The sequence below is a fragment of the Streptomyces sp. NTD91 genome (assembly GCF_059510455.1).
On record NZ_JCAJZW010000011.1, the window covers coordinates 105958 to 128953 of the forward strand.

The 22996-nt window shown below is 72.2% G+C and carries 16 protein-coding genes; 5 read left to right on the plus strand and 11 right to left on the minus strand.

Features of this window, described 5'->3' with window-relative positions; all coding sequences use genetic code 11:
• Window positions 1-84 precede the first annotated feature (84 nt).
• Window positions 85-1365, minus strand: coding sequence for an extracellular solute-binding protein (locus AC5WRT_RS14770; RefSeq protein WP_496094160.1), 1281 nt, complete (start codon window positions 1363-1365; stop codon window positions 85-87).
• Window positions 1366-1687: 322 nt separating this feature from the next.
• On the opposite strand from AC5WRT_RS14770, the gene AC5WRT_RS14775 reads away from it, so the two are divergent.
• Window positions 1688-2455 (plus strand): GntR family transcriptional regulator, encoded by a 768-nt coding sequence (locus tag AC5WRT_RS14775; RefSeq protein ID WP_496094159.1) that lies wholly within the window; start codon window positions 1688-1690, stop codon window positions 2453-2455.
• 60 nt (window positions 2456-2515) lie between these two features.
• Here the strand turns inward: AC5WRT_RS14775 and AC5WRT_RS14780 are convergent, their stop codons facing one another.
• The 10 genes from AC5WRT_RS14780 to AC5WRT_RS14825 form a co-directional block, all read right to left on the minus strand.
• On the minus strand, window positions 2516-4087 hold the full coding sequence (locus tag AC5WRT_RS14780; protein WP_496094158.1) for an MmgE/PrpD family protein: 1572 nt from the start codon (window positions 4085-4087) through the stop codon (window positions 2516-2518).
• Window positions 4088-4182: 95 nt separating this feature from the next.
• Window positions 4183-4551 (minus strand): nuclear transport factor 2 family protein, encoded by a 369-nt coding sequence (locus AC5WRT_RS14785; protein WP_496094157.1) that lies wholly within the window; start codon window positions 4549-4551, stop codon window positions 4183-4185.
• A gap of 53 nt (window positions 4552-4604) precedes the next feature.
• Window positions 4605-5567 carry a diacylglycerol/lipid kinase family protein gene (locus AC5WRT_RS14790; RefSeq protein WP_496094156.1) on the minus strand — a complete coding sequence of 321 codons (963 nt, stop codon included), beginning with the start codon at window positions 5565-5567 and terminating at the stop codon, window positions 4605-4607.
• 126 nt (window positions 5568-5693) lie between these two features.
• Entirely contained in the window at window positions 5694-6887 is a 1194-nt protein-coding gene (locus tag AC5WRT_RS14795; protein WP_496094155.1) for a cytochrome P450, read from the minus strand.
• 151 nt (window positions 6888-7038) lie between these two features.
• Window positions 7039-8508 carry an MFS transporter gene (locus AC5WRT_RS14800; RefSeq protein WP_496094154.1) on the minus strand — a complete coding sequence of 490 codons (1470 nt, stop codon included), beginning with the start codon at window positions 8506-8508 and terminating at the stop codon, window positions 7039-7041.
• 154 nt (window positions 8509-8662) lie between these two features.
• Window positions 8663-9430 (minus strand): thioesterase II family protein, encoded by a 768-nt coding sequence (locus tag AC5WRT_RS14805; protein ID WP_496094222.1) that lies wholly within the window; start codon window positions 9428-9430, stop codon window positions 8663-8665.
• Between the two features lie 29 nt (window positions 9431-9459).
• Entirely contained in the window at window positions 9460-10452 is a 993-nt protein-coding gene (locus AC5WRT_RS14810) for an LLM class flavin-dependent oxidoreductase (RefSeq protein WP_496094153.1), read from the minus strand.
• Entirely contained in the window at window positions 10449-12050 is a 1602-nt protein-coding gene (locus tag AC5WRT_RS14815) for a long-chain-fatty-acid--CoA ligase (RefSeq protein ID WP_496094152.1), read from the minus strand. The genes AC5WRT_RS14810 and AC5WRT_RS14815 overlap by 4 nt, the downstream gene beginning before the upstream one ends.
• Window positions 12051-12082: 32 nt before the next feature.
• On the minus strand, window positions 12083-17743 hold the full coding sequence (locus AC5WRT_RS14820) for a type I polyketide synthase (protein WP_496100300.1): 5661 nt from the start codon (window positions 17741-17743) through the stop codon (window positions 12083-12085).
• A gap of 11 nt (window positions 17744-17754) precedes the next feature.
• Window positions 17755-18054: an acyl carrier protein gene (locus AC5WRT_RS14825; protein WP_496094150.1), complete on the minus strand. Its 300-nt coding sequence runs from the start codon at window positions 18052-18054 to the stop codon at window positions 17755-17757.
• Between the two features lie 162 nt (window positions 18055-18216).
• On the opposite strand from AC5WRT_RS14825, the gene AC5WRT_RS14830 reads away from it, so the two are divergent.
• The 4 genes from AC5WRT_RS14830 to AC5WRT_RS14845 all read left to right on the plus strand — a co-directional run bounded on the left by AC5WRT_RS14830 (window position 18217) and on the right by AC5WRT_RS14845 (window position 22979).
• Window positions 18217-19848, plus strand: a complete 1632-nt coding sequence (locus AC5WRT_RS14830) for an aldehyde dehydrogenase family protein (RefSeq protein ID WP_496094149.1) — start codon at window positions 18217-18219, stop codon at window positions 19846-19848.
• A gap of 30 nt (window positions 19849-19878) precedes the next feature.
• A complete protein-coding gene (locus tag AC5WRT_RS14835) occupies window positions 19879-21021 on the plus strand; it encodes an acyl-CoA dehydrogenase family protein (RefSeq protein WP_496094148.1) in 1143 nt (380 codons plus the stop codon).
• A gap of 177 nt (window positions 21022-21198) precedes the next feature.
• Window positions 21199-22494, plus strand: coding sequence for an aspartate aminotransferase family protein (locus AC5WRT_RS14840; protein ID WP_496094147.1), 1296 nt, complete (start codon window positions 21199-21201; stop codon window positions 22492-22494).
• A gap of 2 nt (window positions 22495-22496) precedes the next feature.
• Entirely contained in the window at window positions 22497-22979 is a 483-nt protein-coding gene (locus AC5WRT_RS14845; protein ID WP_496094146.1) for a type II toxin-antitoxin system RatA family toxin, read from the plus strand.
• Window positions 22980-22996: the final 17 nt, after the last annotated feature.

Here is a 22996-nt window from a genome sequence, read left to right on the forward strand (position 1 = left end):
GAGGTGTCATCTCTTCCGTGGCCGAACCGGCCGTACGAACGGCTGAGCCGGGGGCGCCTGCCGCGGCGCCCCCGGCGCGGGTCATCAGTTCTGCTGGGCCAGGCGCTTGTCGATCTCGGACTGGACGTCCTTGGCGGCCGCCGCGGGAGCCTTACCGTTCAGCACGGCGGTCATGTAGGACTTGATGGGGTTCGGGGTGTTCTCCACCGCGGCCCACTCCGGGATCAGCGGGGTGGTGCCGCCGACGGCAGCGGCGGGGGCGGCGGCCTCGGCGGCGCCGTTGCCCTGGAGGTTGCTCTGCAGGGACGTCTTGTTCGGGATGACGCCGTTGAGCTTGGCCAGTTCGCCCTCGTACTGGTCGGACAGGGCGATCTTCAGGAACTCCTCGGCCAGGGACTGCTTCTTGCTGTTCTGGGCGACGGCGAGGTTGGAGCCGCCGAGGAAGACACCCTCGGGCTTGTCGGCCGTCGCGCCCGGGATGGTGAAGTAGCCGATCTGCTTCTCGATGGACTTGTTGGCCTGGACGGCTGTGCCGGCCTCCCAGCCCATGCCGATGAAGGCGCCGGTCTTGCCCTTGGCGAAGATCGTGGCCTGCTGCGGGGTGGCCTCGTCCTTGTCCTTGGGGGCCTTGGAGTAGGAGGCGTACTTCTTGTACAGCTCCATCGCCGCGGCGACCTTGGGGTCGGCGAGGTTGGAGACGTACTTGTCGCCCTGCTTCTTCACCAGGTCGCCGCCCTGGCCGATGATCAGGCCGTCGAGGAAGTACCAGTTCTGGCCAGGCAGGTAGAGCGGCTCGGCGTCGGTCTTCTTCCCGATGGTCTCCAGGTCCTTGAAGAACTCGTCGCGGGTCTTCGGGGTGGTCCTGATGCCGGCCTTCGCCCAGATCGCCTTGTTGTAGATGACGACGCGGTTGGCGAAGTACCACGGGGCGGCGTACTGCTTGCCGTCGTACACGGAGGACTGGGAGACGGAGGGCGTCCAGTCGGCGCCGATCTCCTTCTTGACGTCGGAGAGGTCGGCGAGGCCGCCGGTGGCCGCGTAGGCGGGGGTCTGGGTGTTGCCGACCTCCAGGACGTCCGGCGGGTTGTCCTCGGAGAGGGCGGTGGTGATCTTCTGCTGGATCCCGTCCCACTTCTGGATCTCGAACTTCAGCTTCGCGCCGGTCTTCTTCTCGAACGCGGCCTGGACGTCCTTGCTCCACTGCGGCGGTGCGGAGCCGTCCATGGTCCAGACGGTGAGCGTCTGACCCTTCCAGCTGCTCGGTCCCGCGTCCTTGGACCTGTCCTTGCCGCTGTTTCCGCCACACGCCGCAACGGAGACCATCATGCCCGCGATCACGATCGCGGCAGCGAGCTTGCGCTTCACGCCACCCTCCTCAGGGATGCCACTAACCCCCCACGCCCTCGGCGGTGACCTGCGTACGACGCTGTTGCACGTAGGGCTCGGGACCTGGCCACTAATGGTGTAGACCAGTACGGTGGAGCTTGGCCTAGACCTTTCGGGGTGTCAAGGGTGGTCAGCGAAGCCGATTCCGGCCGTTACGAGAACGTCACCGGAGCGCCTCCGTCCACATCCGCCCCTTTCGCCCGGCGTTGGACCGAACCACAGCCGGCCGGCCGATTGGACTAGACCATGGGCCAGTTGGTCGCTATAACGGGAGACCGTCGGCACGGCCGGGAAGGCAGGCATGACCATCGACGTCAGCGGCGCGCGCGTGCCGAAGTACTACCGGATCAAGCAACAGCTCCTCGCCATGGCCGAGGCGCTGCAGCCCGGTTCGGCCATGCCGGCCGAGCGGCTGCTCGCGGTCCGGTTCGGCACCTCGCGGACCACCGTCCGGCAGGCACTCACCGAACTCGTGGGCGAGGGCCGCCTCGACCGGATCCAGGGCAAGGGCACCTTCGTCTCCCCGCCCAAGCTGTACCGGACGCTCCGGCTGACCTCGCACACCGAGGACATGCGCGCCCAGGGCCTCACGCCCTCCTCCCAGGTGCTGGACCTCGGAGAGCTCAAGGCCGGCCAGACGCTCGCGGAGCTGCTCGGCATCGCAGCCGGCGAGCGCGTGCTGCGCATAGAGCGGCTGCGGCTGGCCGGCGGCGAGCCCATGGCGATCGAGACCACCCATCTGTCCGCGCGCCGCTTCCCCGGCCTGCGCCGCTCCCTGACGACGTGCCCCTCGCTCTACACGGCGCTCGCCGAGGTGTACGGCGTCCGGCTCGCGGAGGCCGACGAGACCATCGAGACCTCACTGTCGACCCCGCGCGAGGCGCAGTTGCTCAACACCGACGTGGGCCTGCCGATGCTGCTGCTCTCCCGTCACTCCCGGGACGCGCAGGGCACCCCGGTGGAGTGGGTGCGCTCGGTGTACCGGGGGTCCCGGTACAAGTTCGTGGCCGCCCTTCGCCGGCCGGCGGAGGAAGCGGGGCTGCGGCGGAGGCAGGAGACCAGGGGCTGACGTGCGTCGTGGTGGGCCGCGCGTCCGGCACGGCCCCGCGTCCTCGGCTGCGCCGTCCGGTCAGTCCAGGAACGCCGTCTCGATCCAGCGGCGCACCGCCCGGGGCCGCATCCGGTGCAGCCGGTCCACCGTGTCGGCGACCTGCGGCGCGCCGCCCACCGACAGGAACTTCTCCCGCACCAGATCGGCATGGCCCGCCCGGGTCTCCGGCCCGGCCGCGCCGACGGGGATGAGCCGGGTGCGCGAGATCGTACGGCCGTCCGTCAGACGTACGGTGACCCGGGCACCGGTCGCCTTGGTGGACCGGGAGAAGTCCCGCTCGTCGGCGGCCAACGCGCCCACCAGGTCGACCAGTTCGTCACCGCCGAAGCCGCGCAGCCACGGCACGGCCAGCTCCCCCGCCTCCCGCACGGCCTCGCCGAACGGCGCGTCGGACAGGAACAGCTCGCGGGTCATCTCGGTGTCGTGCTCCAGCCGTATCCGCTGGGCCAGTGCCCAGCGGTCGGGGTCGTCCAGGTGGGGCGGGGAGAAGTCGTCCACGCCGAAGCCGCCGGTGAGCAGCGTGGTGGCGACCGGATAGGGGACGTCCAGGACCAGTGCGCCGAGCGGGGAGCCGGGGCCGGTGACATAGCGGGCGGCCCGCTCCCCCGCGAACAGCGTGTACAGGGAGGCCTCGACGACCACCTCGGCCACGTCCCGCGGCTGCAGGGCCCCGATCTCCTTGTGGATCTCGGCCGCGCAGTCCACGGCGGCGTCGATGCCGGGGCCGCCCGGGTGCATCTTGAACGACAGGGTGTCGGTGTGCCAGCGGCGCCCGAGGCCCTTGGCCACCGCCTGCGGAAGCGGCACGGTGGCGAAGCGGGCCAGGAAGCCGTCGCTGTGCTCCATGATGTCCGGCGCCCCGCGCAGTCCGGCGTACGCCGCGTCGCAGGCGTCCATCGCGGTGCGCACCGGGGTGAAGGTGTTGAACAGGCGGGCGTCACTGGCCAGGAAGGCCCGCATCAGGGGCCAGTTGGGCATCGCGAAGGCCAGTCCGAAGGCGTTCTCGAACAGGGTCGCCGACGCCCGGTCGCAGTGCAGCCGGCCCGCCACCGCCCCGGCCAGATGGGTGTGCACGGCGCTCTGGCCGCGCAGCGGCCCGAGGGTCGCGGAGGCGGTGATCCGGGCCGCGCACTCGTTGGCCGCGACGACCGCGGTGAGCAGCGAGAGCCCGTCCAGCTGGCGGGCGTAGGCGAAGGCGAGCGGCACCGCGACCGTCGAGTTCGACAGGTGACCGGCGTACGCGGTGTCGTCCAGGTTGAGCCAGGAGCCGAGCGCGGCGAAGACGCCGGCCGCCTGCCGCGGGTCACGCTGCATGGGGTGCCCGAACGCGGCCACCAGCCGTCTGCCGAGCGGGTGCTGGAGGCCGGCGCGGATGGAGGCGATCTGCGAGAGCACCTGGCTCGCGGCGAGCTTCAGCACCCGGCAGGGCACGTCGCTGGGGCGCAGGGTCGCGGCCCAGTGCGAGAGTTCGCGCAGCGGGGTGTCCGCCGGAGTGCGGCGGCCCCGGTCGGTGCGGGCGGAACTGCCGTGCGTCGCGCCCCAGTCGGCGCACAGCGCCCGGGCGACGCTCTCCGCGAGGACGGCGGTCATGCGGGTACACCTTCCGTGCGTGCGCTGGGACGTCCGAGGGGGAACACGGCTGCGGGAGCACCGTCGTCCCGGTGCTCCCGCAGTGCTCGGTGGTGTTACGCGGCCGGGACCTTGTCCAGGAAGCCGTAGACGGCCTTGATCTTGCCGCTCTCGTCGGTGACGAGCACGTCGAAGCCGATGGCGATCGGCTCGGCCCCGGGCTCGGTCACCAGGCCCCACTGGAAGCGGGCCTGGTCGTGGTGGGCGTCGACGGTGCCGTGCAGTTCGAAGGCGAGGCCCTTGAACTGGTCTCGGGCGCCGGCCACCACGGCCCCGAAGCCCTCGTGGCCCTCGACCGCGGCGAGCGGGTCGATGTACGGGGCGTCGGCGGTGAACAGCTCGGCGATGGCCGCGGCGCGCTTCTCGGCGTCCGCCTCGTTCCAGATCTCGAGGTAGCGGGTGACGGTGGTGGTCAGGTCGCTCATGCGGGCGATCTCCTTACGTGGCGTTGCTTCTGGCGGTTCTTCGGACAGGTGGTTCAGGGGAGGGCCGGCGCCCAGACCGGGAGGGCTCCGGGGAGCACCTCGAAGGTGGCCGTGGTGCCGATGCCGTGCTGGTACTCGCCGTCGTGCTCGAGCGGGAGCCGGCGGCCGTCGGTGCGCTCGACGGTGATCGTGCGGCCCCGGGCGTACACGGTCGCCGGATGGTCCATGTGCTGTGCTTCCAGGGTCAGTTCGGGCACCCGGTCGGCGGGAACGGCGCCGCCGATCACGCAGACGTCGAGCAGTCCGTCGTCGAGCAGCGAGTCGGGCAGGACGAGGAACCGGCCGCCTCGGTAGGGTCCGCCGCCGACGTTGGCGAGGACCGTGGGGCCCTCGTGCACCACCCGGCCGTCGACGGTGACCCGGCCCGGGTACGGCTCGTAGCCGGCGGCCGTGTCGGCGAAGGCGCGGGCGTAGCGCTCCCGCCCGGTCAGCGGCAGCTCCCGGGCGGTGATCAGCGCGTCGGCAATCACCCCGGAACAGGCGCCGAGGTACACGAGGTTGCGGGTCTCGGCGAGGCGGGCCAGGTCCAGGCGGCGCAGTCGGGCGCTGCCGCCGATGCCGCCGTCGGTCAGGACCGCCTTCAGGGACTCGCTCCAGGGGCGGTCGCCCCACAGCATCTTGTAGCCCGAGTTGCCGGTGCCGCCGGGCACCACCGCGAGGGTGGCGTTCCCGGTCACGGGCACGAGGCCCTGGACGGCCTCCCGGACGGTGCCGTCCCCGCCGATGACGACGACCAGGTCCGGCGCCCCGGGTGCTGCCTGCGCGGAGCGTTGCAGGGCACGGCGCACGGCGGCCGTGGCGTCCCCCGGGCCGGTGGTGAGGTGCACCTCCGTGTGCTCCAGGCAGGAGGCGCACAACCGGCTCACCTCCTCGACCAGTTCGGGCGAGTGGCTGCCGGAGGCGGGGTTGCCCAGGACGAGCGCCCGGGTGGGAGCCGGGGCTGCGGTGTCTGCCATGGCGGGCCTGCTCCTTCTCGTCGGACGGCAGCGGGCCGACCAGGCCGGGTGGTGCCGCCCCGGTGTCGCTGCGGTTCCCACTGTGCCGGGGGGCGCTGACGCGGCGCTGACGCCGAGGGCGCGCGGTCACCAGGTGACGGGCAGTTCCTCCAGGCCGTACACGATCGTGTTCTCGCGGAACCGGACCTGCTCCGGCGGCACCGCCAGGCGCAGCGCAGGGAAGCGGGCGAACAGGGCGCTCAGGCAGACCTCCAGCTCCATGCGGGCCAGGGAGGCGCCGGGGCACAGATGGGCGCCGTAGCCGAAGGCGAGGTGGCCGGAGGCGTCGCGGTGGATGTCGAGGCGGCCGGCGCCGGCGTACACCGACTCGTCGTGGTTGGCGGCGGGGATGGCGACGATCACTCCCTCCCCCTTGCGGATGACGGCCCCGCTCAGCTCGGCGTCGTCCACCGCGGCGCGTACCTGGTTGTCCTGCGAGATGGACCAGTAACGCAGGAGTTCCTCGACGGCCGGCCTGTACAGGGACGGGTCGGCGCGCAGTTCGGCCAGCTGGGCCGGGTCGCGCAGCAGGCTGAGGACGCTCAGGCTGATCTGGTGGGCGGTGGTCTCGTGCCCGGCGACGAGGAAGAAGCGGGCCATGGCGACGAGTTCGTCGTGGCTCAGTTCGCCGCTCGCGACGTACCGGGTGGCCAGCCGGCTGATCAGGTCGTTGCGGGGTTCGGCGGTGCGCTGCGCGGCGAGCCGGTCCAGGAACCGCGTCATCTCCAGGAAGGCCGCGTACGTCTCCTCGGGTCCGGCCTCCTGGGAGAGGATCACCTGGCTCTGCTCGGTGAAGTCCGCCTCGTCCTCCTCGGGGACGCCGAGCATCCGGGCGATCACCAGCGACGGCAGCGGGATCGCGAAGCTCCGTACCAGGTCGACCGGGCGGGGGCCGGCTTCCAGGCCGTCCAGCAGCTGCTCCACGAGAGCCTCGACCTCGGGGCGCAGGGCGCGGGTGCGGCGGGCGGTGAACTCGGTCATGGCCATGCGGCGCAGCCGACCGTGCTCCGGGTCGTCCATGCGGTTGAACGACATCACTCCGGGCTCGGGCGGCAGCTGGATGCGGATCGGGAAGCCCGGCTGCTGGTCGTCGGCGCTGAAGCGGTGGTCGTTGAGCACCTGGCGCACGTCCGCGTGGCGGGTGACGAGCCAGGCCTCGCCGCCGCGTATGCGCACCTTCAGCGGGGGCTGTTCGCGCAGCTCCGCGTACGCGTCGGGGGGCGCGTAGGGGCAGGAGCGCGGCATGGGCCAGGCGGGGAGTGGGTCAAGGGTGTCGGGCACGGATGTCCTCCGTCGGCTCGGCCGAAAAGCGGCGATTCGTTTCGGCCAGCGTGGAGGAGACGGCTGACGGTCTTCTGACGCAGCGCTGACGGGCGCACGGAGGCTTTGCCTCCGTGCGCCCGCCGGGTGTGGGTTCTTTCGTCCGGTGCCGTCAGGACGCCTCGGCCCTGCGCGGCAGCAACTGCACCAGCAGCGCCACCGCCACGCAGATGGCCGCCTGGACCAGCAGGCCCGCGCCGAAGGCGTGGGAGTAGGAGTGGGCGCTGACCTTGTGGCCTGCGACGCCGAAGAAGACGACGCCGATGACCGCGATGCCGACGGCGTTGCCCATCTCCTGGGCGGTGGAGAAGACACCGGAGGCGGCGGCCGCGTGGTGCGGGGCGACGCCCTCCAGGACCAGCGAGGCGAGCGGGGCGACGACGAAGCCCATGCCGAGGCCGGCGAGCACCATGGCCGGGATGCACCAGGCGACGGAGCCGGTGCTGCCCAGCTCCCATGCGGTGGCGGCGAGCGCGAGGTTGCCGACCGCCTGGAGCAGCGCCCCGATGGTGAGGACCTGCTTGCCGAGCTTGGCCGCGACCTTCGGAGACTGCGCGGAGCCGATGAAGAAGCCGAGGCCGAGCGGGATGAACAGCAGACCGGACCGGAGTGCGGACAGGCCGCGGCCCTCCTGCAGGTACAGCGCGAGGACCAGGAAGAAGGAGGCCATCGCGGCGAAGAACACCAGCAGCGAGACGACGCCCACGCCGAACGCGCGGTCCTCGAACAGGCTCGGGTGGACGAGCGGCGACTTGTCGCGTGCCGCCTTGCGGCGCTGGGTCCACCAGAACGCGGCCAGCAGCGGTACGGCCGCCACCAGGCACTCCCCCGTCCAGGTCGGCCAGCCCTGCTCCCGGCCCTCGACCAGCGGCAGCACGACGGCGGCGAGTCCCGCGGTCACCAGGACGACGCCGGTCCAGTCGAGGCCGGTGTGGCCCTCCGCCCGGGACTCGGGCACCACCTTCGGCGTGAGCAGCAGCACCAGCGCGCCGATCGGGGCGTTGATCAGGAAGATGGTCCGCCAGTCCCAGCCGAAGACGTCGGCCTTGATCAGCAGACCGCCGATCAGCTGGCCGAACACGGCCGAGGCACCCATCGTGATGCCGTAGGCGTTGAACGCGGCGACCCGGGCCTTGCCCGCGTAGGCCGTGGTGAGGATGCCGAGGACCTGCGGGATGACGAGGGCGGCCGCGGCACCCTGCACCGCGCGCGCCACGATCAGCTCGGCCATGTTCGGGGCGATCCCGCAGGCCAGCGAGGACAGCGTGAACAGGGCCAGGCCGATGGAGAAGACCTTCCGGCGGCCGTAGAGGTCGCCGAGCCGGCCGCCGGTGATCAGCATGGCGGACAGGCCGATGTTGAAGGTGGCGGCGACCAGCTGGATCTCGGCGCTGGTCGCGTGCATGTTCCGCTGCAGCGAGGGGATGGCCACGTTGACGATGAAGAAGTCGACGTTGGCGATGAACAGGCCGGCCAGCACGACCCAGAGCGCACCCCAGGCGGGCTTGCCCGCGGCCTCCTCGATGTCCGGGGGCGAGGCGGCCGAGGCCGCGCTGCCGGTCAGTTCTGCTTCGGTGGTCATGGACGACCCTCCTAGGTCGTTTCGTGCTGGTGGGGGGCGTGCCGAAGGTGTCCGGGGCGCACGCGAGGGGCACGGGACGGTCCTCGGTACGACAGTCCTCCGAGCACTGTCCCGCGCCCCGCTGACACGGCGCTGACACGGACGCCGGCGGCGGTCAGTTCACGGCCGCGGCGGCCAGCCGCTGCAGCCGGTGCGCGACGTGCGCGGTGACGGCACGGGCGTGGGTGTCGATGTAGAAGTGGCCGCCCTCGTACTCGTTGTGGCCCAGGTAGACGGGGGTGCGCCCGGCCCAGTGGGTCATGGCGTCCGGGGCCTCCTGGAGCGGGTCGCTGCGGCCGCCGTAGGAGGCGAGCGGGCAGGTGACGCCCTTGCCGTCGTCCTCGTACTGGGCGGCGACCCGCAGGTCGGCGCGCAGCGCGGGCACGACCAGGGCGAGCATCTCCGGGTTGTCGTAGATCTCGGCCGGGAAGGACCCCAACTTCTTGATCCACTCGACGAGTTCGGGCTCCGGCATCCGGCTCTGCTCCTCCGTCGGCTGGAAGAAGCCCTCGGGCGACCAGCCGGACATGCCGACCATCACCGGCGCCGGTCCGCCCTCCTCCTGCATCCGGATGGCCAGCCGGAACGCCAGCTGGGCGCCGAGGCAGTGCCCGAAGAAGGCGAACGGCCGGTCGTCCAGGTCGTTCAGCACCGCGTCGTGCAGGGCGTCGAGCAGCGGCCAGAACTCCTCGTACGTCGGCTCGTCCCGGCGGTTGTGGCGGCCGGGCAGGGTGACGGCCTGCGGGGCGATGTCCGGTGGCAGCAGGCGCTCCCAGTCGCGGTAGATGATGGCGCCGCTGCCGGCGTGGGGCAGCAGGAACAGCCGGATCGAGGCGTCGGGCGAGGGCTCCACGGGGTGGAACCAGTGCCCCTCGCTGGACATCCGGCTGCCAATGGTGCCGATCTCGGTGGTCACGACTGCGTACTCCCAACGGTGGTGGACGGGCCGAGGGCGCGCACGGCGGGCAGCAGCACCTCGGCGATCTCCTTCAACTGTGGCTCGGGGTCCAGCGATCCGATCCGTACGACCAGGTGCCGGGCGCCGGCCCGGACGTATCCGCCGAGCCACTCGGCGCACTTCTCGGCACTGCCCCAGGCGTAGGCCTGGATGCTGCTCATCTGCTCCAGGGAGCGGCCGTAGTAGTGGCTGATGTAGTGCTCCAGCTCCGCCCTGGCGGCGGCTTCGCTGCTGTTCACGGTGACCGTGGCGTACAGCGCCGGGGTGACCGTGCGGCCGGCCTCGTCGGCGAGTTCGGCGATACGGCGGCGGGCGCGGGCGTATGCGTCGACGTCCGGGAGGAAGGGCAGCCAGCCGTCGTACCGGGCCGCCGCGCGGGCCAGCACCTTGGGGGTGTCGCTGCCCGCGAGCCACAGCGGCGGGCCGCCGGCGACGGCGGGGCCGGGGAGCCGGTCCAGGTTCTCCGCCTGCCAGAACCTGCCCTGGAACTCGGTGGGTTCACCCTCGTCGTGGGAGCGCCAGGCGGTGCGCCACAACGTGGTGATCTCGTCCAGCCGCCCCACCCGGCCCTGGAAGGAGGCGCCGACGGAAGCGAACTCCTCCTCGGTCTCGGCCATGGGGAACCCGGAACCGAGGCCCAGGACCAGACGGTCGGCGGCCACATGGCTCAGGCTGGCGACCATGTTGGCGCCGATGAGGGGATGGCGCAGGGCCGGGGTGAGGGCGGCGGTGCCGACGGTGATGCGGGTGGTGGCCGCCGCCGCGGCCGAGAGCACGACGAGGGGGTCGAGCCGTGGGCGGGCGGTGAGCGAGTCCCCTGCCCACAGCGAGTCGAAGCCGAGGGCTTCCGCCTGCCGGGCGAAGTCGAGCAGGGGCGCCGCGGCATAGATGCCGTTGATGGCCTGCTCGCGGGTGGGCAGGAGGATGCCGATCCGTGGTGAAGTCACACTGTGCTCCCGAGTACGTCCCTGGCCGGTGCCGTCAGTTGCTCCCGCACCGCGCGGCGCAGGATCTTCCCCGAGGGGTTGCGCGGCAGGGAGTCCATGAAGTGGTAGGCGCCCGGGATCTTGTAGTCGGCGATGCGGCCCCGCAGGGACAGCAGCAGTTCCCGGGGGGTCGCGGTCGCGCCGGGCGTCAGCACGACCACCGCGTGCACGCTCTCGCCCCACCGCTCGTCCGGCAGGCCGACGACCGCCGCTTCGGCGACGGCGGGATGCGCGGCGAGGGCCTTCTCGACCTCCGCCGGGTAGATGTTCTGCCCCGCGACGATGATCGTGTCGTTGATGCGGTCGCACAGGTGGAGGTGGCCGTCCTCGTCGAGGTAGCCGGCGTCGCCCATGTGCAGCCACTCCCCGACCAGGGTGCGGGCGGTGGCCTCGGGCAGGTTCCAGTAGCCGAGCATCCGGGACGGGGCGCGCACGCAGATCTGGCCGACGGCGCCGGGCGGCAGGCTCTCGCCGTCGGGGCCGATCACCTTGATCTCGTTGCCGGGGCAGGGCAGGCCCACTGAGGTGAGCTTGGTACTGCCCGGGTGGTGGGCGTCGGGCGGGAGGCACACGGCGACGCTGCCGGTCTCCGTGCTGGCGTAGATCTGGGCGAACGCGCAGCGGTAGGTCTCCATGCACTGCTTGAGCAGCGTCTCCGACATCGGTGCGGCACCGTAGGCGATCTTGCGCAGGGACGCGAACGCCTCCGGCCCGGCCTCGCGTTCCGCGGCCATCGCCTGGAGCATGGCCGGTGCGGCGAAGGTGGTGGTGACCCGGTGGGCGCGGATGAGGCGGACCGCTTCCTGCGGGTCGAACTGCGGCATGATCACATTGGTGCCGCCCGCGTTGAAGGTGTGCAGGAACCAGCCGATGCCGGCCACGCCGAATCCCGGCAGCGAGATCAGGGACACGTCCTCGGCCAGCCAGTCGATCCAGTCGACGCCCGCGGCGCGGCTCGCGTGCGGCAGGGTGAAGAAGCTGCGGTGGGCGAGGACGGCGCCCTTGGGCAGGCCGGTGGTGCCGCTGGTGTAGATCTGGATCACGGCGTCGTCGGGGCCCGTGCCGGGCGTGAGGTCGGTCTCGGGCCGGTCCGCCGCCCAGGCGAGCAGGCCGGCGCCGCGCGCGGGTTCCCCGTAGGGGTCGGTCCCGTCGACGCGGATCACCCGGCGCAGTCCGCGCAGCTGGTGGCGGACGGTGGCGACGGTGTCCCAGAACTCGTCGTCCACGAAGATCAGCGCGGCGCCGGAGTCGCGGAGGATGTGGTCGACCTCGCGGGGGGTGAGCCGCCAGTTGACCGGGACCAGGACGGCACCCGCCTTGGCGCAGGCGATCATCACCAGGTAGTAGTTCGCGGACTCGCGGCCCAGGTAGGCGACCCGGTCGCCGCGCCGCACCTCGCTCGCGTGCAGGGCGTGCGCGGCCCGGTTGCTGTCCCGGTGCAGCTTGTCGTAGGTGGTGACGTGGCCCTCGCAGATGATCGCCGGGTGGTCGGGGCGGCTGCCGGCGTGGGCCCGGGAGGAGTGGTGGAGCGTCCAGCGCTCCCTGGGTATGTCGGTCATGGTGTGTCCCGTCCCTTGCTGTTCACGCTGCCTTAGGCGAGCTGCCCGGCGACGAACCGGGCGAGCGCGCGGACCGTGGGGTGGTCGTGGGTGAGGGAGGCCGGCAGGGGCAGCCGGAGCGCCTGCTCCAACGCGGACTTGACCTGCTGGGCCATCAGGGAGTCCAGGCCCAGCGAGACGAACTCGGAGTTCACGTCCAGTTCGTCGCCCTCCTCCAGGTGCAGGACGGCGGCGACCTTCTCGCGGACCACGCAGGTGACGGCGGTCAGACGTTCCGCCTCGGGCAGCGCGGCCAGCGCGCCGAGGTCGAGGCCGGTGCCGTCCTCGTCGGGTGTGTGCCGGGCGAGCCGGTCGTAGAACAGGTCGCCGGTGACGCTGCCGGAGACGTAGCGGTCCCAGTCGAACTCGCCGACGATCCGCTGGGTGCGGGGCCGGCCCCAGAGCCGGGCGAGGGTGTCCAGGGCGCGGGTCGGGGAGAAGAAGCGGACGCCGCTGCGTTCGATCTCCTGGCTGAGGTGCTCCTCCAGCCGGGCGGACATGCCGACCCGGGCCCAGGCGCCCCAGTTCACCGACAGGCCCGGCACCCCGCGCCGGCCGCGCCACTCGGCGAGCGCGTCGAGGGCGGCGCTGGCGGCGGCGTAGTGGCCCTGGGTGGCGCCGCCGAGGACGGAGGCGATGGAGGAGTAGGTGACGAAGAACTCCAGCTCGGGGAAGGAGGATTCGGCGGCCTCGTGCAGCAGCCAGCCGCCGTAGGCCTTGGCGGCGAGCTGGGCGTCGATGGACTCCCAGGTCAGCTCGGAGATCAGTTTCTTGTCGTAGGAGCCGGCGGCGTGCACGATCCCGCCGACCGGGTACGGCCCGGCCGCCAGCTGCCGGACGAGCCGCTGCACGTCCTGCGGGCGGGAGATGTCGGCGCGCACGACGTCGATCTCGGCGTCGGCGGCGAGGTCGGCGAGCAGCTGAGAGGCCTCCTCGGTGGCCCGGCCGCTGCGGCTGACCAGGGTCAGGTGCCGGGCGCCGAGGGCGGCCAGCTTGCGGGCGGTGACCAGGCCGAGCCCGCCGAGGCCGCCGGTGACCAGGTAGGTGCGGTCGGCGCGCAGCCCGGTGGGGCCGTCGTCCACCTCGGGCCGCTCCTCCTCGATGTCCTCCGGCAGCGTCACCCAGGCCCGTCCGGTCGACTCGGCGAGGGCGGTGCGCAGGGCCTCGCCGGTCTCGTCGAGCCGGAAGCGTGGGGCGGTGTCGTCGGAGCCGGTGGCGTGGACGACGGCCGGGACGGGGACGGTGAGGGTGGAGCGGAAGGTGCCGTCGTACCGGACGAGCACCTCGTCGCCGGACGCGAATCCGGTGCCGGCTGCGGCGGCGAGGACCGTGCCGCGGGCCAACTGGCCCAGCAGCGGCGGCGGTCCCTCTTCGGCGGCCTCTTCGGCACGTTCGGCCCGGCCGGTGTCCAGGGCGGTGCGGGCGTCCTCGGCGGTGAGGCCGACGGCGTGCACGCGGACCTGGACCTCGCCGGCCTCCGGCGCCCGGTCCGCGGCCGGGGCGAGGGCCAGGTCCGAGAGGTCGCCGGAGTCGGGGGCGCGCAGTTCGAAGCCTCCGGTCCAGGTGAGCGCGGTGTCACCGGCGAGCAGCCGGCGCACATAGCGGCGGCCGGGACGGTGCGCGACCTGGTATTCGCCGGGGGGCTCGGCTCGCCATTCCTCGGCGAGCGGGGCGAGGCCGCTGCCGGGGGCGAGGTCGACCAGGGTGGCCCGGTACTGCGGGTACTCGGTGAGCAGTACCCGGCCGAAGCCCCACAGGGTGGCGGCGCCGAGGTGGCCGCCGTCACCGGCCGGGTCGCCGGGCAGCCACTGGGCACCCTCGGTGACCAGCCAAAGCCGGGGCGGGCGCGCAGCTGTCTCCAACGCCCCTACGAGAGCGAGTAGTTCACGGTAGTTGTCCTCGCACTCGGCGCGCAGCCGCCCGGCGGACATCGGCTCGGGGCGCTGGCGCCACAGCCGGCACACGTCGGTGACGGTCGGGTCCTCCAGGGCGGCCTTGAGGTCGGTGAGGTCGGCCAGCCAGGTGATCTTCAGACCGGGCTCGGCGGCGAGTTCGGCGGCGCGTGCGGCCGACGGGTCGAGCAGGACCACGTGCCGGGCCGGGGCGTGCTCGCGGGCGGGCAGGGCACGGCGCACCCAGTCGGGGCGGTGCAGGAACTGGCGGCGGCCGGCGCGGCCGTCGGGCCGGGCCATGCGGACGCCGAGCAGTTCGGCGACCGGCTCGCCGTTCTCCAGGAGCAGTACATCGGCCAGCCGCCGGTCCTGCTCGCCGCGCACCCGGGCCAGCACCCGCAGGTTCTCCCCGCGCGGCTTGCGGAAGTGCCGTACGGCCGCGATCTCGCGCGGCACGAACACCGGTCCCTCGGGGTCGAGGACGACCAGGGCCTGCACGGCGGCCTCCAGCAGCTCGGCCGGAACGTGCTCGACGGCGGTGGCGTCGCGTCCGGTCAGCTCGCCGGTGACCAGCCCGTCGCCATGCCGGGCGGCGCGGAGCAGCAGACGCATGCGCGGGCCCTGGGGGCGGCCGACGGAGGCGAGGTCGGTGTAGATGTCCTCGTCGTCGATGTGCTGGGCGGCCGGGGCGAGGGCCGCGTCGAGTTCCGCCAGCTCCGAGACGGGGACGAGGGGTTCGGGTGCGGCGGCGACGACGGCGGTGGCGTGCAGGTTCTCCTCGCCGCCGACGGTGGTGAACACCTCGACCTCGGCGCCGCCGCCCTGCCGGGGTCGCCAGCGGGTGGTCAGCGCGGTCAGGGTCTCGGCGGGCAGCTCCAGCGGGGCGAGCAGTTTCAGGTCGTGGACGGCGGAGCGGGCATGGCCCTGGACCGCGTCCTGCACGGCGAACAGCAGGTCGACGTAGGCACCGGCGGGCAGCACGGTACGGCCGCCGTCGGCGAGGTCGGCGAGCGCGCCCAGCTCCTCGGCGGTGAACTCCGCGGTGAACTCCCTCACCCCGCTGGCGAACCGCTCCTCGACGCCGAGCAGCGGGTGCCGTGCGGTGCCACCCGCGGCGGAGCGGCGCGGGGTGACGGAGGGCAGCCAGTAGCGCTTGCGCTGGAAGGCGTACGTCGGCAGGTCCACCCGGGCCGGCGTCGGTCGCCCGGCGTGGTAGCCCGTCCAGGAGACGGTCAGGCCGGCGGTGTAGTAGTCGGCGAGGGCCGTGAGGGTGGTGGCCGTCGTGGTGTCGCGGCGGCGCAGGCTGGGCAGCCACAGGTGGTCCTCGGCGGTGACGCCGCGCCGGGCGAGCGCGGTGAGCCCCGCCTGCGGGCCGATCTCGACCATCGCGTGCCGGCCGCGCCGGGCCACGGCCCGGATGCCGTCGAGGAAACGGACGGGTTCGCCGATGTGCCGGACCCAGTAGTCGGCGTTGCCGATGTCGCGGAACCGGGCGAGCCGGCCCGTGACGTTGGAGACGATGCTGATCTGCGGCTCGTGGAAGGCGAGGCCGTCCAGGGCGGCACGGAAGTCGTCGTAGACCTCGGCCATCAGCGGGGAGTGGAAGGCATGCGAGACCTTCAGCCGCTCGACGCGGACGCCCCGGCCGGTGAGGATGCCGGTGACCTCGTCGAGGGCGGCCGTGGCGCCGGAGATCACCGTCTGGTCGGGGGCGTTGATCCCGGCCAGCGCGAGGTCGTCGCGTCCCTGGAGCAGGGGTTCGACGTCCTCGACGGGCGCGGTGACGGCGGCCATCCCGCCCTCGGTGCGCACGGCCTGCATCAGCCGGGCGCGGGCGGCGACCAGCCGTACGGCGTCGGGCAGGTCGAAGAGTCCGGCCACGGCGGCGGCGACGACCTCGCCGATGCTGTGCCCGATGAGCACGTTGGGCCGGGCGCCCCAGGCCATCCACTGCCGGGCGAGCGCGTACTCCAGGGTGAACAGGGCGGGCTGGGTGTACTCGGTGCGGTCGACCGCCTCGGGGTCGTCGGCGGTGCCGAGCAGCAACTCGCTCACGGAGCGGCCGAGATGGTCGGCAAAGAGCTCGTCGCACTCGTCCACATGGGCGCGGAAGACGGGGAAGGCCCCGTACAGGGCGGCGCCCATGCCGGGGTACTGGGAGCCCTGGCCGGTGAACAGGAACGCGGTCTTGCGGATGCCGGAGGGGCCTTCGTGCTCCTGCTCGGCGGCCCGGTCCAGGAGCCTCGTCAGCGCGGCCCGGTCGGCGACCGGAGCGGCGATGCGGTAGGGGTGGTGGGCGCGCGTGGTGTTGGCGCTGTGGCAGAGCGCTCCGAGCGGCTGCTCGTCGACCAGCTTGCGGTACTCGGCGGCGAGTTCGCGCAGTGCGGTGGCGTTCTTCGCCGACAGGGTGAACAGCGGCGGCGCGCCCGCCGTTTCGGCGGCAGGTGCCCTCTCGGGCGCCTGTTCCAGCACCACCGCGCCGATGGTCCCGGCGAACCCGAAGCTGTTGACGACCGCGCGCCGGACCTCGGCCTCCCACGGCTCGCAGGCGGTGGGCACCCGCAGCGGGTAGAGGTCCCAGGGGATGCGGCCGGAGGGCGTGCGCAGGTTGATGTGCGGATAGATCGTGCGGGCCCGCAGCTGGAGCACGGTCTTGATGACGCCGACGATGCCGGAGGCGGGCTCCATGTGGCCGAGGTTGGTCTTCACGGAACCGACCAGCACCGGGCGTTCCTTGGTGTGCGAGTCGACGAACACGTCCCCGATGGCGCCGAACTCGATCGGGTCGCCGAGCGGGGTGCCGGTGCCGTGCGCCTCGACGTACTGGATGTCCCCGGGCTTGAGGCGGGCGGCGTCGAGCGCGCTGCGGATGACCTTCTCCTGGGCCGGACCGTTGGGCACGGTCAGGCCCGCGCTGTCGCCGTCCTGTCCGACGGCCGTACCCCGTACGAGCGCGAGGACGCGGTCGCCGTCGCGTTCGGCGTCGCTCAGCCGCTTGAGGACGACGATGCCGCAGCCCTCGGCGCGCGCGTAGCCGTCGGCGGCCTCGTCGAAGGTCTTGCACCGCCCGTCGGGAGCGAGCATCTGGGCGTTGGAGAACATCACCGGGATGCGCGGATGGTGCAGGGCGTTGACGCCGCCGCACAGCGCGATGTCGGTCTCGCCGCCGCGCAGCGCCTGCACGGCGAGGTGCAGGGCCACCAGGGAGGAGGAGCAGGCGGTGTCGACGCTCATGCTGGGGCCGCGCCAGCCGAGGAAGTACGACAGCCGGCCGGACAGCGGGAACATGGTGATGCCGGACGCCAGGTGGCCGTCCAGTTCCTCGTACGGCAGTGAGTCCAGTTCCAGGGCGTAGTCGATGGAGCTGGCGCCGATGTAGACGCCGCCGTTGCCCCGGCGCAGCGGGGCCGGGTCGATGCCGGCGTGCTCCAGGGCCTGCCAGGCGGTCTCCAGCAGCAGCCGCTGCTGCGGGTCCATGTACCGGGCTTCCTTCGGCGAGATGTTGAAGAAGCCCGCGTCGAACAGGTCGATGCGGTCGAGGAATCCGCCGGCCGAGGCGATGATCTTGCCCTTGTCGTCGGGACCCTCGGGGGTGAACGCCTCCACGTCCCAGCGGTCCCGGGGGATCGGGCCGATCCCGCTTGCGCCCTCCCGCAGGAAGGCGTCGAACTCGTCGGGCGAGCCGCTGCCGCCGGGGAACCGCAGACCGATTCCGACGATCGCGACCGGCTCGGGCGCCTGCTCTGTCTCCGTACGCGGCATGGAGCGACTCCTCAAGCTTCCTGGATGGCCTGGGTCAGGTGGTCCACGAGATGGGCGATCGTCGGCTCGTTGAAGAGCACGCTGACGTTGATCGACAGGTCCAGGAGCTGCTCCAGGCTCTGCCGTATCTCGGTCAGCCGCAGCGAGGTGAGGCCGAGATCGAAATAGCTGATGTCGAGCGGAAGGTCCTCGGAATCGTCCATGAGGAGAACGGCCTTGAATCTGCCGAGGACGATTGACTCGATTTCTTCGGCGAGTTCGCTGCGCGGCAGCTCACGCAGGCGCCGGCTCGTGCTGTCGACAGGTGGCATGCGCCTCATGCAAGCAGCGCCGGCTGACGCCCCACTGACGGGTTCCCACCGCCGGGGTTGGCCGGATCAGGCCGGTCAGCCGGGCGTCAGCGCCGGGTCAGATTCCGCTGTCAGGCTCGCCTTGCTTCAAGAAATCCACACGCCATATCCGAAAGGCTGAAGATGCTTCGCGAAGCCGCGCAGGAGGAGAGTGCTGAGGCACCTTCCGGATTGAAGAGCTACGACCTCTACATCGCGGGCAAGGACGTCGCCGGGGACGGCTGGGTCTACACCGTCAGCGGACGTTCCCTGCTGGAAGACGTGTTCACCAGCGTGAGCCTGAAGCGCTCCCTCGAGCAGGACCCCGAGTCCGAGGCGGCGAGGCACCCCTACGTCGTCGGGCGCTGCGCGATCGCGGACGACTCCGCCATCGACCTGGCCACCCAGGCCGCCGCCGCTGCCGCCCCCGACTGGGCGGCCGTGCCCCTGGAGCGGCGGATGCAGCTGGGCACCCGCTTCCGCGAGGAACTGATCAAGCACCAGGACGAGTTCCTGCGCATGCTGGTCGCCGAGTCCCACCCCGTGAAGCTCGCCCGCTGGGAGCTGAGCTGCCTGCTGCAGATCTACGCCCCCGGCTCCCTGCGCTGGTACCTGAAGCAGATGCGGGTGGAGAAGGAGTACAACGGCCGCAAGCTGATCCTGCACCGCCAGCCGGACGGCGTGGTCGCCTTCAACCCGCCGCAGAACGCCCCGCTGCCCAGTGCCGCGCTGTGCGTGCTGGCCCTGATGGCCGGCAACGCGGTCGTGGTGCGGGCGCCGCGCAGCATCGCGCTGTCCACGATGTGGCTGCTGCGGGACGTCGTCGCCCCGTTGCTGGAGGAGATCGACGCGCCCGCCGGGGTGCTCAACGCGGTGTGCTCCAACCCGAAGCAGACCATGGACCGCTGGATCGCCGACCCGCTGATCGACGACATCTTCTACATCGGCGGCAGCCAGGAGGGCCTGCGCTTCGAGCAGCAGTGCGTGGCGCACGGCAAGAAGCCGATCCTCGAACTCGCCGGCAACGACGGCATCGTGGTGTGGAAGGACGCCGACGTGAAGTGGGCGGCCGAGGCGATCACGGAGGCCTTCTACGGCTCCGGACAGATCTGCATGGTGCCCAACTACGTCCTCGCCCACCCCGACGTCGCCGAGGCGCTGATCGCCGAGGTGAAGGAGCAGGTCAAGGGCATCCGTCCGGGGCTGCCCGAGGAGGAGGACGTACTGCTGTCGCCGGTCAGGCGCAGCGAGCGGTTCTTCCGGCTGCTGCGGCAGGCCCTGGACAACGGCGCCGAGCTGGTGACCGGCGGTCACCGCACCGAGCTGGACGGCACGGTCTCGGAGACCGGCGTGTTCCTGCAGCCGACGGTGGTGCGGGTGGACGGCCTGGACCGGGCGCGGACGTACGACGTGGTCCGCGAGGAGACCTTCTTCCCGCTGATCCCGATCGTGGTCGCCGAACGCGACCACGACGACGCCCTGCTGGAAGCGTTCCTGCAGTTCGTCAACAGCAACGACTACGGGCTGCGGAACTCTCTGTGGTCCCGCTCGGACCACGTCGTGGAGACCTTCGTGCGGCGCACCGTCAACGGCGGTCTGCTGAAGGTCAACGACTCGCACATCGGCTTCCTGCCGTACCTGCCGAGCCACGGCGGCACCGGCCGCACCGGCGGCGCGTTCGGCGAGGCCAACTACCCGATGCTCAAGACCTCCCACGTGCAGGGAGTCAGCATCGCCCGCGACGTGAGCCCGTACGACGCGGTCTTCGGCGCCTGACCACCACCCAGAGTCCCGCGGAGGTTTCCCGTGCGTTCCCTCGATGCCGCCAGGACCGTCTGCGAGCGGTTCCACCCCGGACTGCTCAAGGAGCTGGAGCAGCTCCCCTACGCCGAACGGGAGCGGCCCGGCAGCCCGGTGATCGACCTGTTCCGCATCCACGGCGGGGTCGGCCTGCTCATACCCGAGTCCTACGGCGGCCACGGCGCCGCCCCGCTGGAGGCGCTGCGCGTCCAGCTGGCCCTCGGCGCGCTGTCACCCTCCCTGGTCGCGGCCGTGTCCATGCACCACTTCACCGCCGCCATGCTGTACTCGCTCGCCGTCAAGGACGGCCGGCTCACCGCCGCGCAGACCGAACTGCTGCACCGGATCGTGCCGGACCAGCAGGTGATGGCCTCCGGCTGGGCCGAGGGCCGTACCGCGCAGAACATCCTCAAGCCGGCCGTCACCGCGCGCCCGGTGGAGGGCGGGTTCCTGCTGTCCGGGTCGAAGAAGCCGTGCAGCCTGTCCCGCTCGATGAGCCTGCTCACCGCGTCCATCGCCATCCACGGCGAGGAGGGCGGCGAGCCGGAACTGGCGCTCGCGATCGTGCCCGCCCGCGCGCCCGGCCTGTCCGTGCACCCCTTCTGGGGCAACGACCTGCTGGCAGGCGCGGAGAGCGACGAAGTCCGCCTGGAGGACGTGTTCGTGCCGGCCGACATGGTGGTGCGGGCCGGCGCCGACGACCCCACCCGCCTGGACGACCTGCAGTCGGCCGGTTTCGTCTGGTTCGAGATGCTGATCTCCGCCGGGTACGCCGGTGCCGCGGCCGCGCTGGTGGAGCAGGTGCTGGAGCGCAAGCGGGGCGGCGCCGAGGAGCGGGCGGCCCTCGCCGTCGACATGGATGCCGCCCTCGCCCTGCTGGAGGGCGTGGCCCGCGGCACGGGCGCCGAGCCCGGCGACGAGGAGTCGGTGGCGCGGGTGCTGGTCGCCCGGTACGCCGTGCAGAACGCGCTGCCGGCGATCGTGGGGCGGGCGCTGGAGCTGCTGGGCGGGCTCGAGTTCATCAGCAACTCCGCGAGTGCGCAGGCCGCTGCCGCGACGCGTGCGCTGGCCTTTCATCCGCCGTCCCGTGTCGCCGCGTCGGAGCCGTTGCTCGCGTACTTCGGCGGAGGGCCACTGGTTCTGGCGTAGAGCTCGGTCGGCAGGGCCGCGTGCGCGGCCGCGGGTTCGTCGTCGCTGATCGCTCCGGCGAGTCCTCGGCTTCGCCCGGACCCGGCAGGGCCCCGTCGCGGCGCAGCCGCACATCGACACGGCTTCGCGCCCCGGTGGGGCGCGCTTCCCCACCCCTCTTCCTGGAGTGAGTGACACGTGACCGTTGTACAGGAATCACCGGCGGCCCCGGCCGTCGACGACGAGGCCGAGATCCTCGGTCTCTACCGTGCCCATCTCAGCAAGGGCCGGGCCACGCTCGCCGAGTTGTTCGGCAGTCACATGGAGGTCGCGTCCGAGGGCGCCTGGCTCACCACCAGCGACGGTGAGCGCTTCCTGAACGCCGGCGGCTACGGCGTGTTCATCATGGGCGCCCGGCACCCGATCGTCATGGAGGAGGTGGAGCGCCAGCTGCGCACCCACCCCACCGCGACCCGCATCCTGCTGGAGCCGACGGTGGCCCGCGCCGCCGAGGCGCTGGTGTCGGTGCTGCCGCCCGGTCTGGACCGGGTGCACTTCGCACTGTCCGGCGCGGAGGCCGTGGAGACGGGGCTGAAGCTGGCCCGCGCGGGTGGCCGCAAGCGCACCGTCTCGATGCGCGGCGGCTACCACGGCAAGACGCTCGGCGCCCTGTCGGCGACCGCGAAGGACGTCTACCAGGCGCCGTTCCGCCCGCTCGTGCCCGACTTCCAGCACCTGCCGTACGGCGACGCCGACGCCCTGGAGGCCGAGCTGAAGGCCCACCCCGGCGAGGTGTGCGTGATCCTTGAGCCGGTGCAGGGCGAGGGCGGGGTCATCGTCCCGCCCAAGGGCTACCTCAAGCGGGTCGAGGAGCTGGTCCGCGCGTACGACGGCTTCCTGATCCTCGACGAGGTGCAGTCCGGGTTCGGGCGGCTGGGCGAGTGGTGGGGCGCCGACATCGAGGGCGTCGTACCGGACGTCCTGCTCACCGGCAAGGCGCTCGGCGGCGGCGTGATGCCGGTGTCGGCGGCCGTCGCCACCCGCAAGGCGTTCCGCCCCTTCGACAAGGACCCCTACGTCCACACCGCCACCTTCTCCGGCCAGCCGGTGCTGATGGCCGCGGTGCAGGGCGCGATCCGGGCCGTGAAGGAGGAGCGCCTGGTCACCCGGGCCATGGACCTCGGCGCCCGGCTGCTGCCGCGGATCGCGGAGGTCGCCCGGCGCAACATCCCCGAGCTGGTGGTGGACGTGCGCGGCCGGGGCCTGCTCATCGGTGTGGAGCTGGTCGAGGCGGGCCTCGCCGGCGAGCTGCTGATCGAGCTGTTCAACCACGGCGTGGTCGCCAACCACTCCATGAACGGCAGCTCGGTGGTGCGTTTCACCCCGCCCGCCGTGCTGGACGACACCGACGTCGACTTCCTCGTCAACTCCTTCGACCTGGCCACCCGCGACCTGATCAAGGGCGCGGCCACAATGCCGGAAGGCGGTAACTGATCGTGCGGCACGTCGAACTCGATGCCCTCATACCCGCGGAGCAGGCCGAGACGGTCCTGCACGCCGTCCGGCGCTGGGAGAAGTACCCCGACCTCGCGCCCCACGTCAACACGACCACCGTGCACGCCTCCTACCCCGACCCGGAGGCCTCCTCCAGCTGGGAGCTGCACTTCCGCAGCGGCCTGCTGCGCTGGACCGAGGACGACGTGGTCGTGCCGGAGGAGGGCGTGATCCGCTTCGAGCAGTCCGACGGGGACTTCGACTCCTTCTCCGGCACCTGGTCCGTCCAGCAGTCCCAGGAGGACGTCACCGTCCGCTTCGACGCCGACTTCGACTTCGGCATCCCGAGCCTGGAGGGCATCCTCGACCCGATCGCCGAGCGGGTCATCAAGGAGACCGTCGCCTGGGCGCTGACCGGCCTGTTCCCGGCCGTGCGCATCCAGGGCGGCATCGAACTGACCACGCCCGCAGCGGTCGGCGCCTAGGACCCGGGCGAGGAGCT

Coding starts and splice junctions, on each gene's coding strand:
- AC5WRT_RS14775 (WP_496094159.1), top strand. CDS start 1,688: ATGACCATCGACGTCAGCGGCGCGCGCGTGCCGAAGTACTACCGGATC.
- AC5WRT_RS14780 (WP_496094158.1), bottom strand. CDS start 4,087: ATGACCGCCGTCCTCGCGGAGAGCGTCGCCCGGGCGCTGTGCGCCGAC.
- AC5WRT_RS14785 (WP_496094157.1), bottom strand. CDS start 4,551: ATGAGCGACCTGACCACCACCGTCACCCGCTACCTCGAGATCTGGAAC.
- AC5WRT_RS14790 (WP_496094156.1), bottom strand. CDS start 5,567: ATGGCAGACACCGCAGCCCCGGCTCCCACCCGGGCGCTCGTCCTGGGC.
- AC5WRT_RS14800 (WP_496094154.1), bottom strand. CDS start 8,508: ATGACCACCGAAGCAGAACTGACCGGCAGCGCGGCCTCGGCCGCCTCG.
- AC5WRT_RS14805 (WP_496094222.1), bottom strand. CDS start 9,430: ATGTCCAGCGAGGGGCACTGGTTCCACCCCGTGGAGCCCTCGCCCGAC.
- AC5WRT_RS14815 (WP_496094152.1), bottom strand. CDS start 12,050: ATGACCGACATACCCAGGGAGCGCTGGACGCTCCACCACTCCTCCCGG.
- AC5WRT_RS14820 (WP_496100300.1), bottom strand. CDS start 17,743: ATGCCGCGTACGGAGACAGAGCAGGCGCCCGAGCCGGTCGCGATCGTC.
- AC5WRT_RS14825 (WP_496094150.1), bottom strand. CDS start 18,054: ATGCCACCTGTCGACAGCACGAGCCGGCGCCTGCGTGAGCTGCCGCGC.
- AC5WRT_RS14830 (WP_496094149.1), top strand. CDS start 18,217: ATGCTTCGCGAAGCCGCGCAGGAGGAGAGTGCTGAGGCACCTTCCGGA.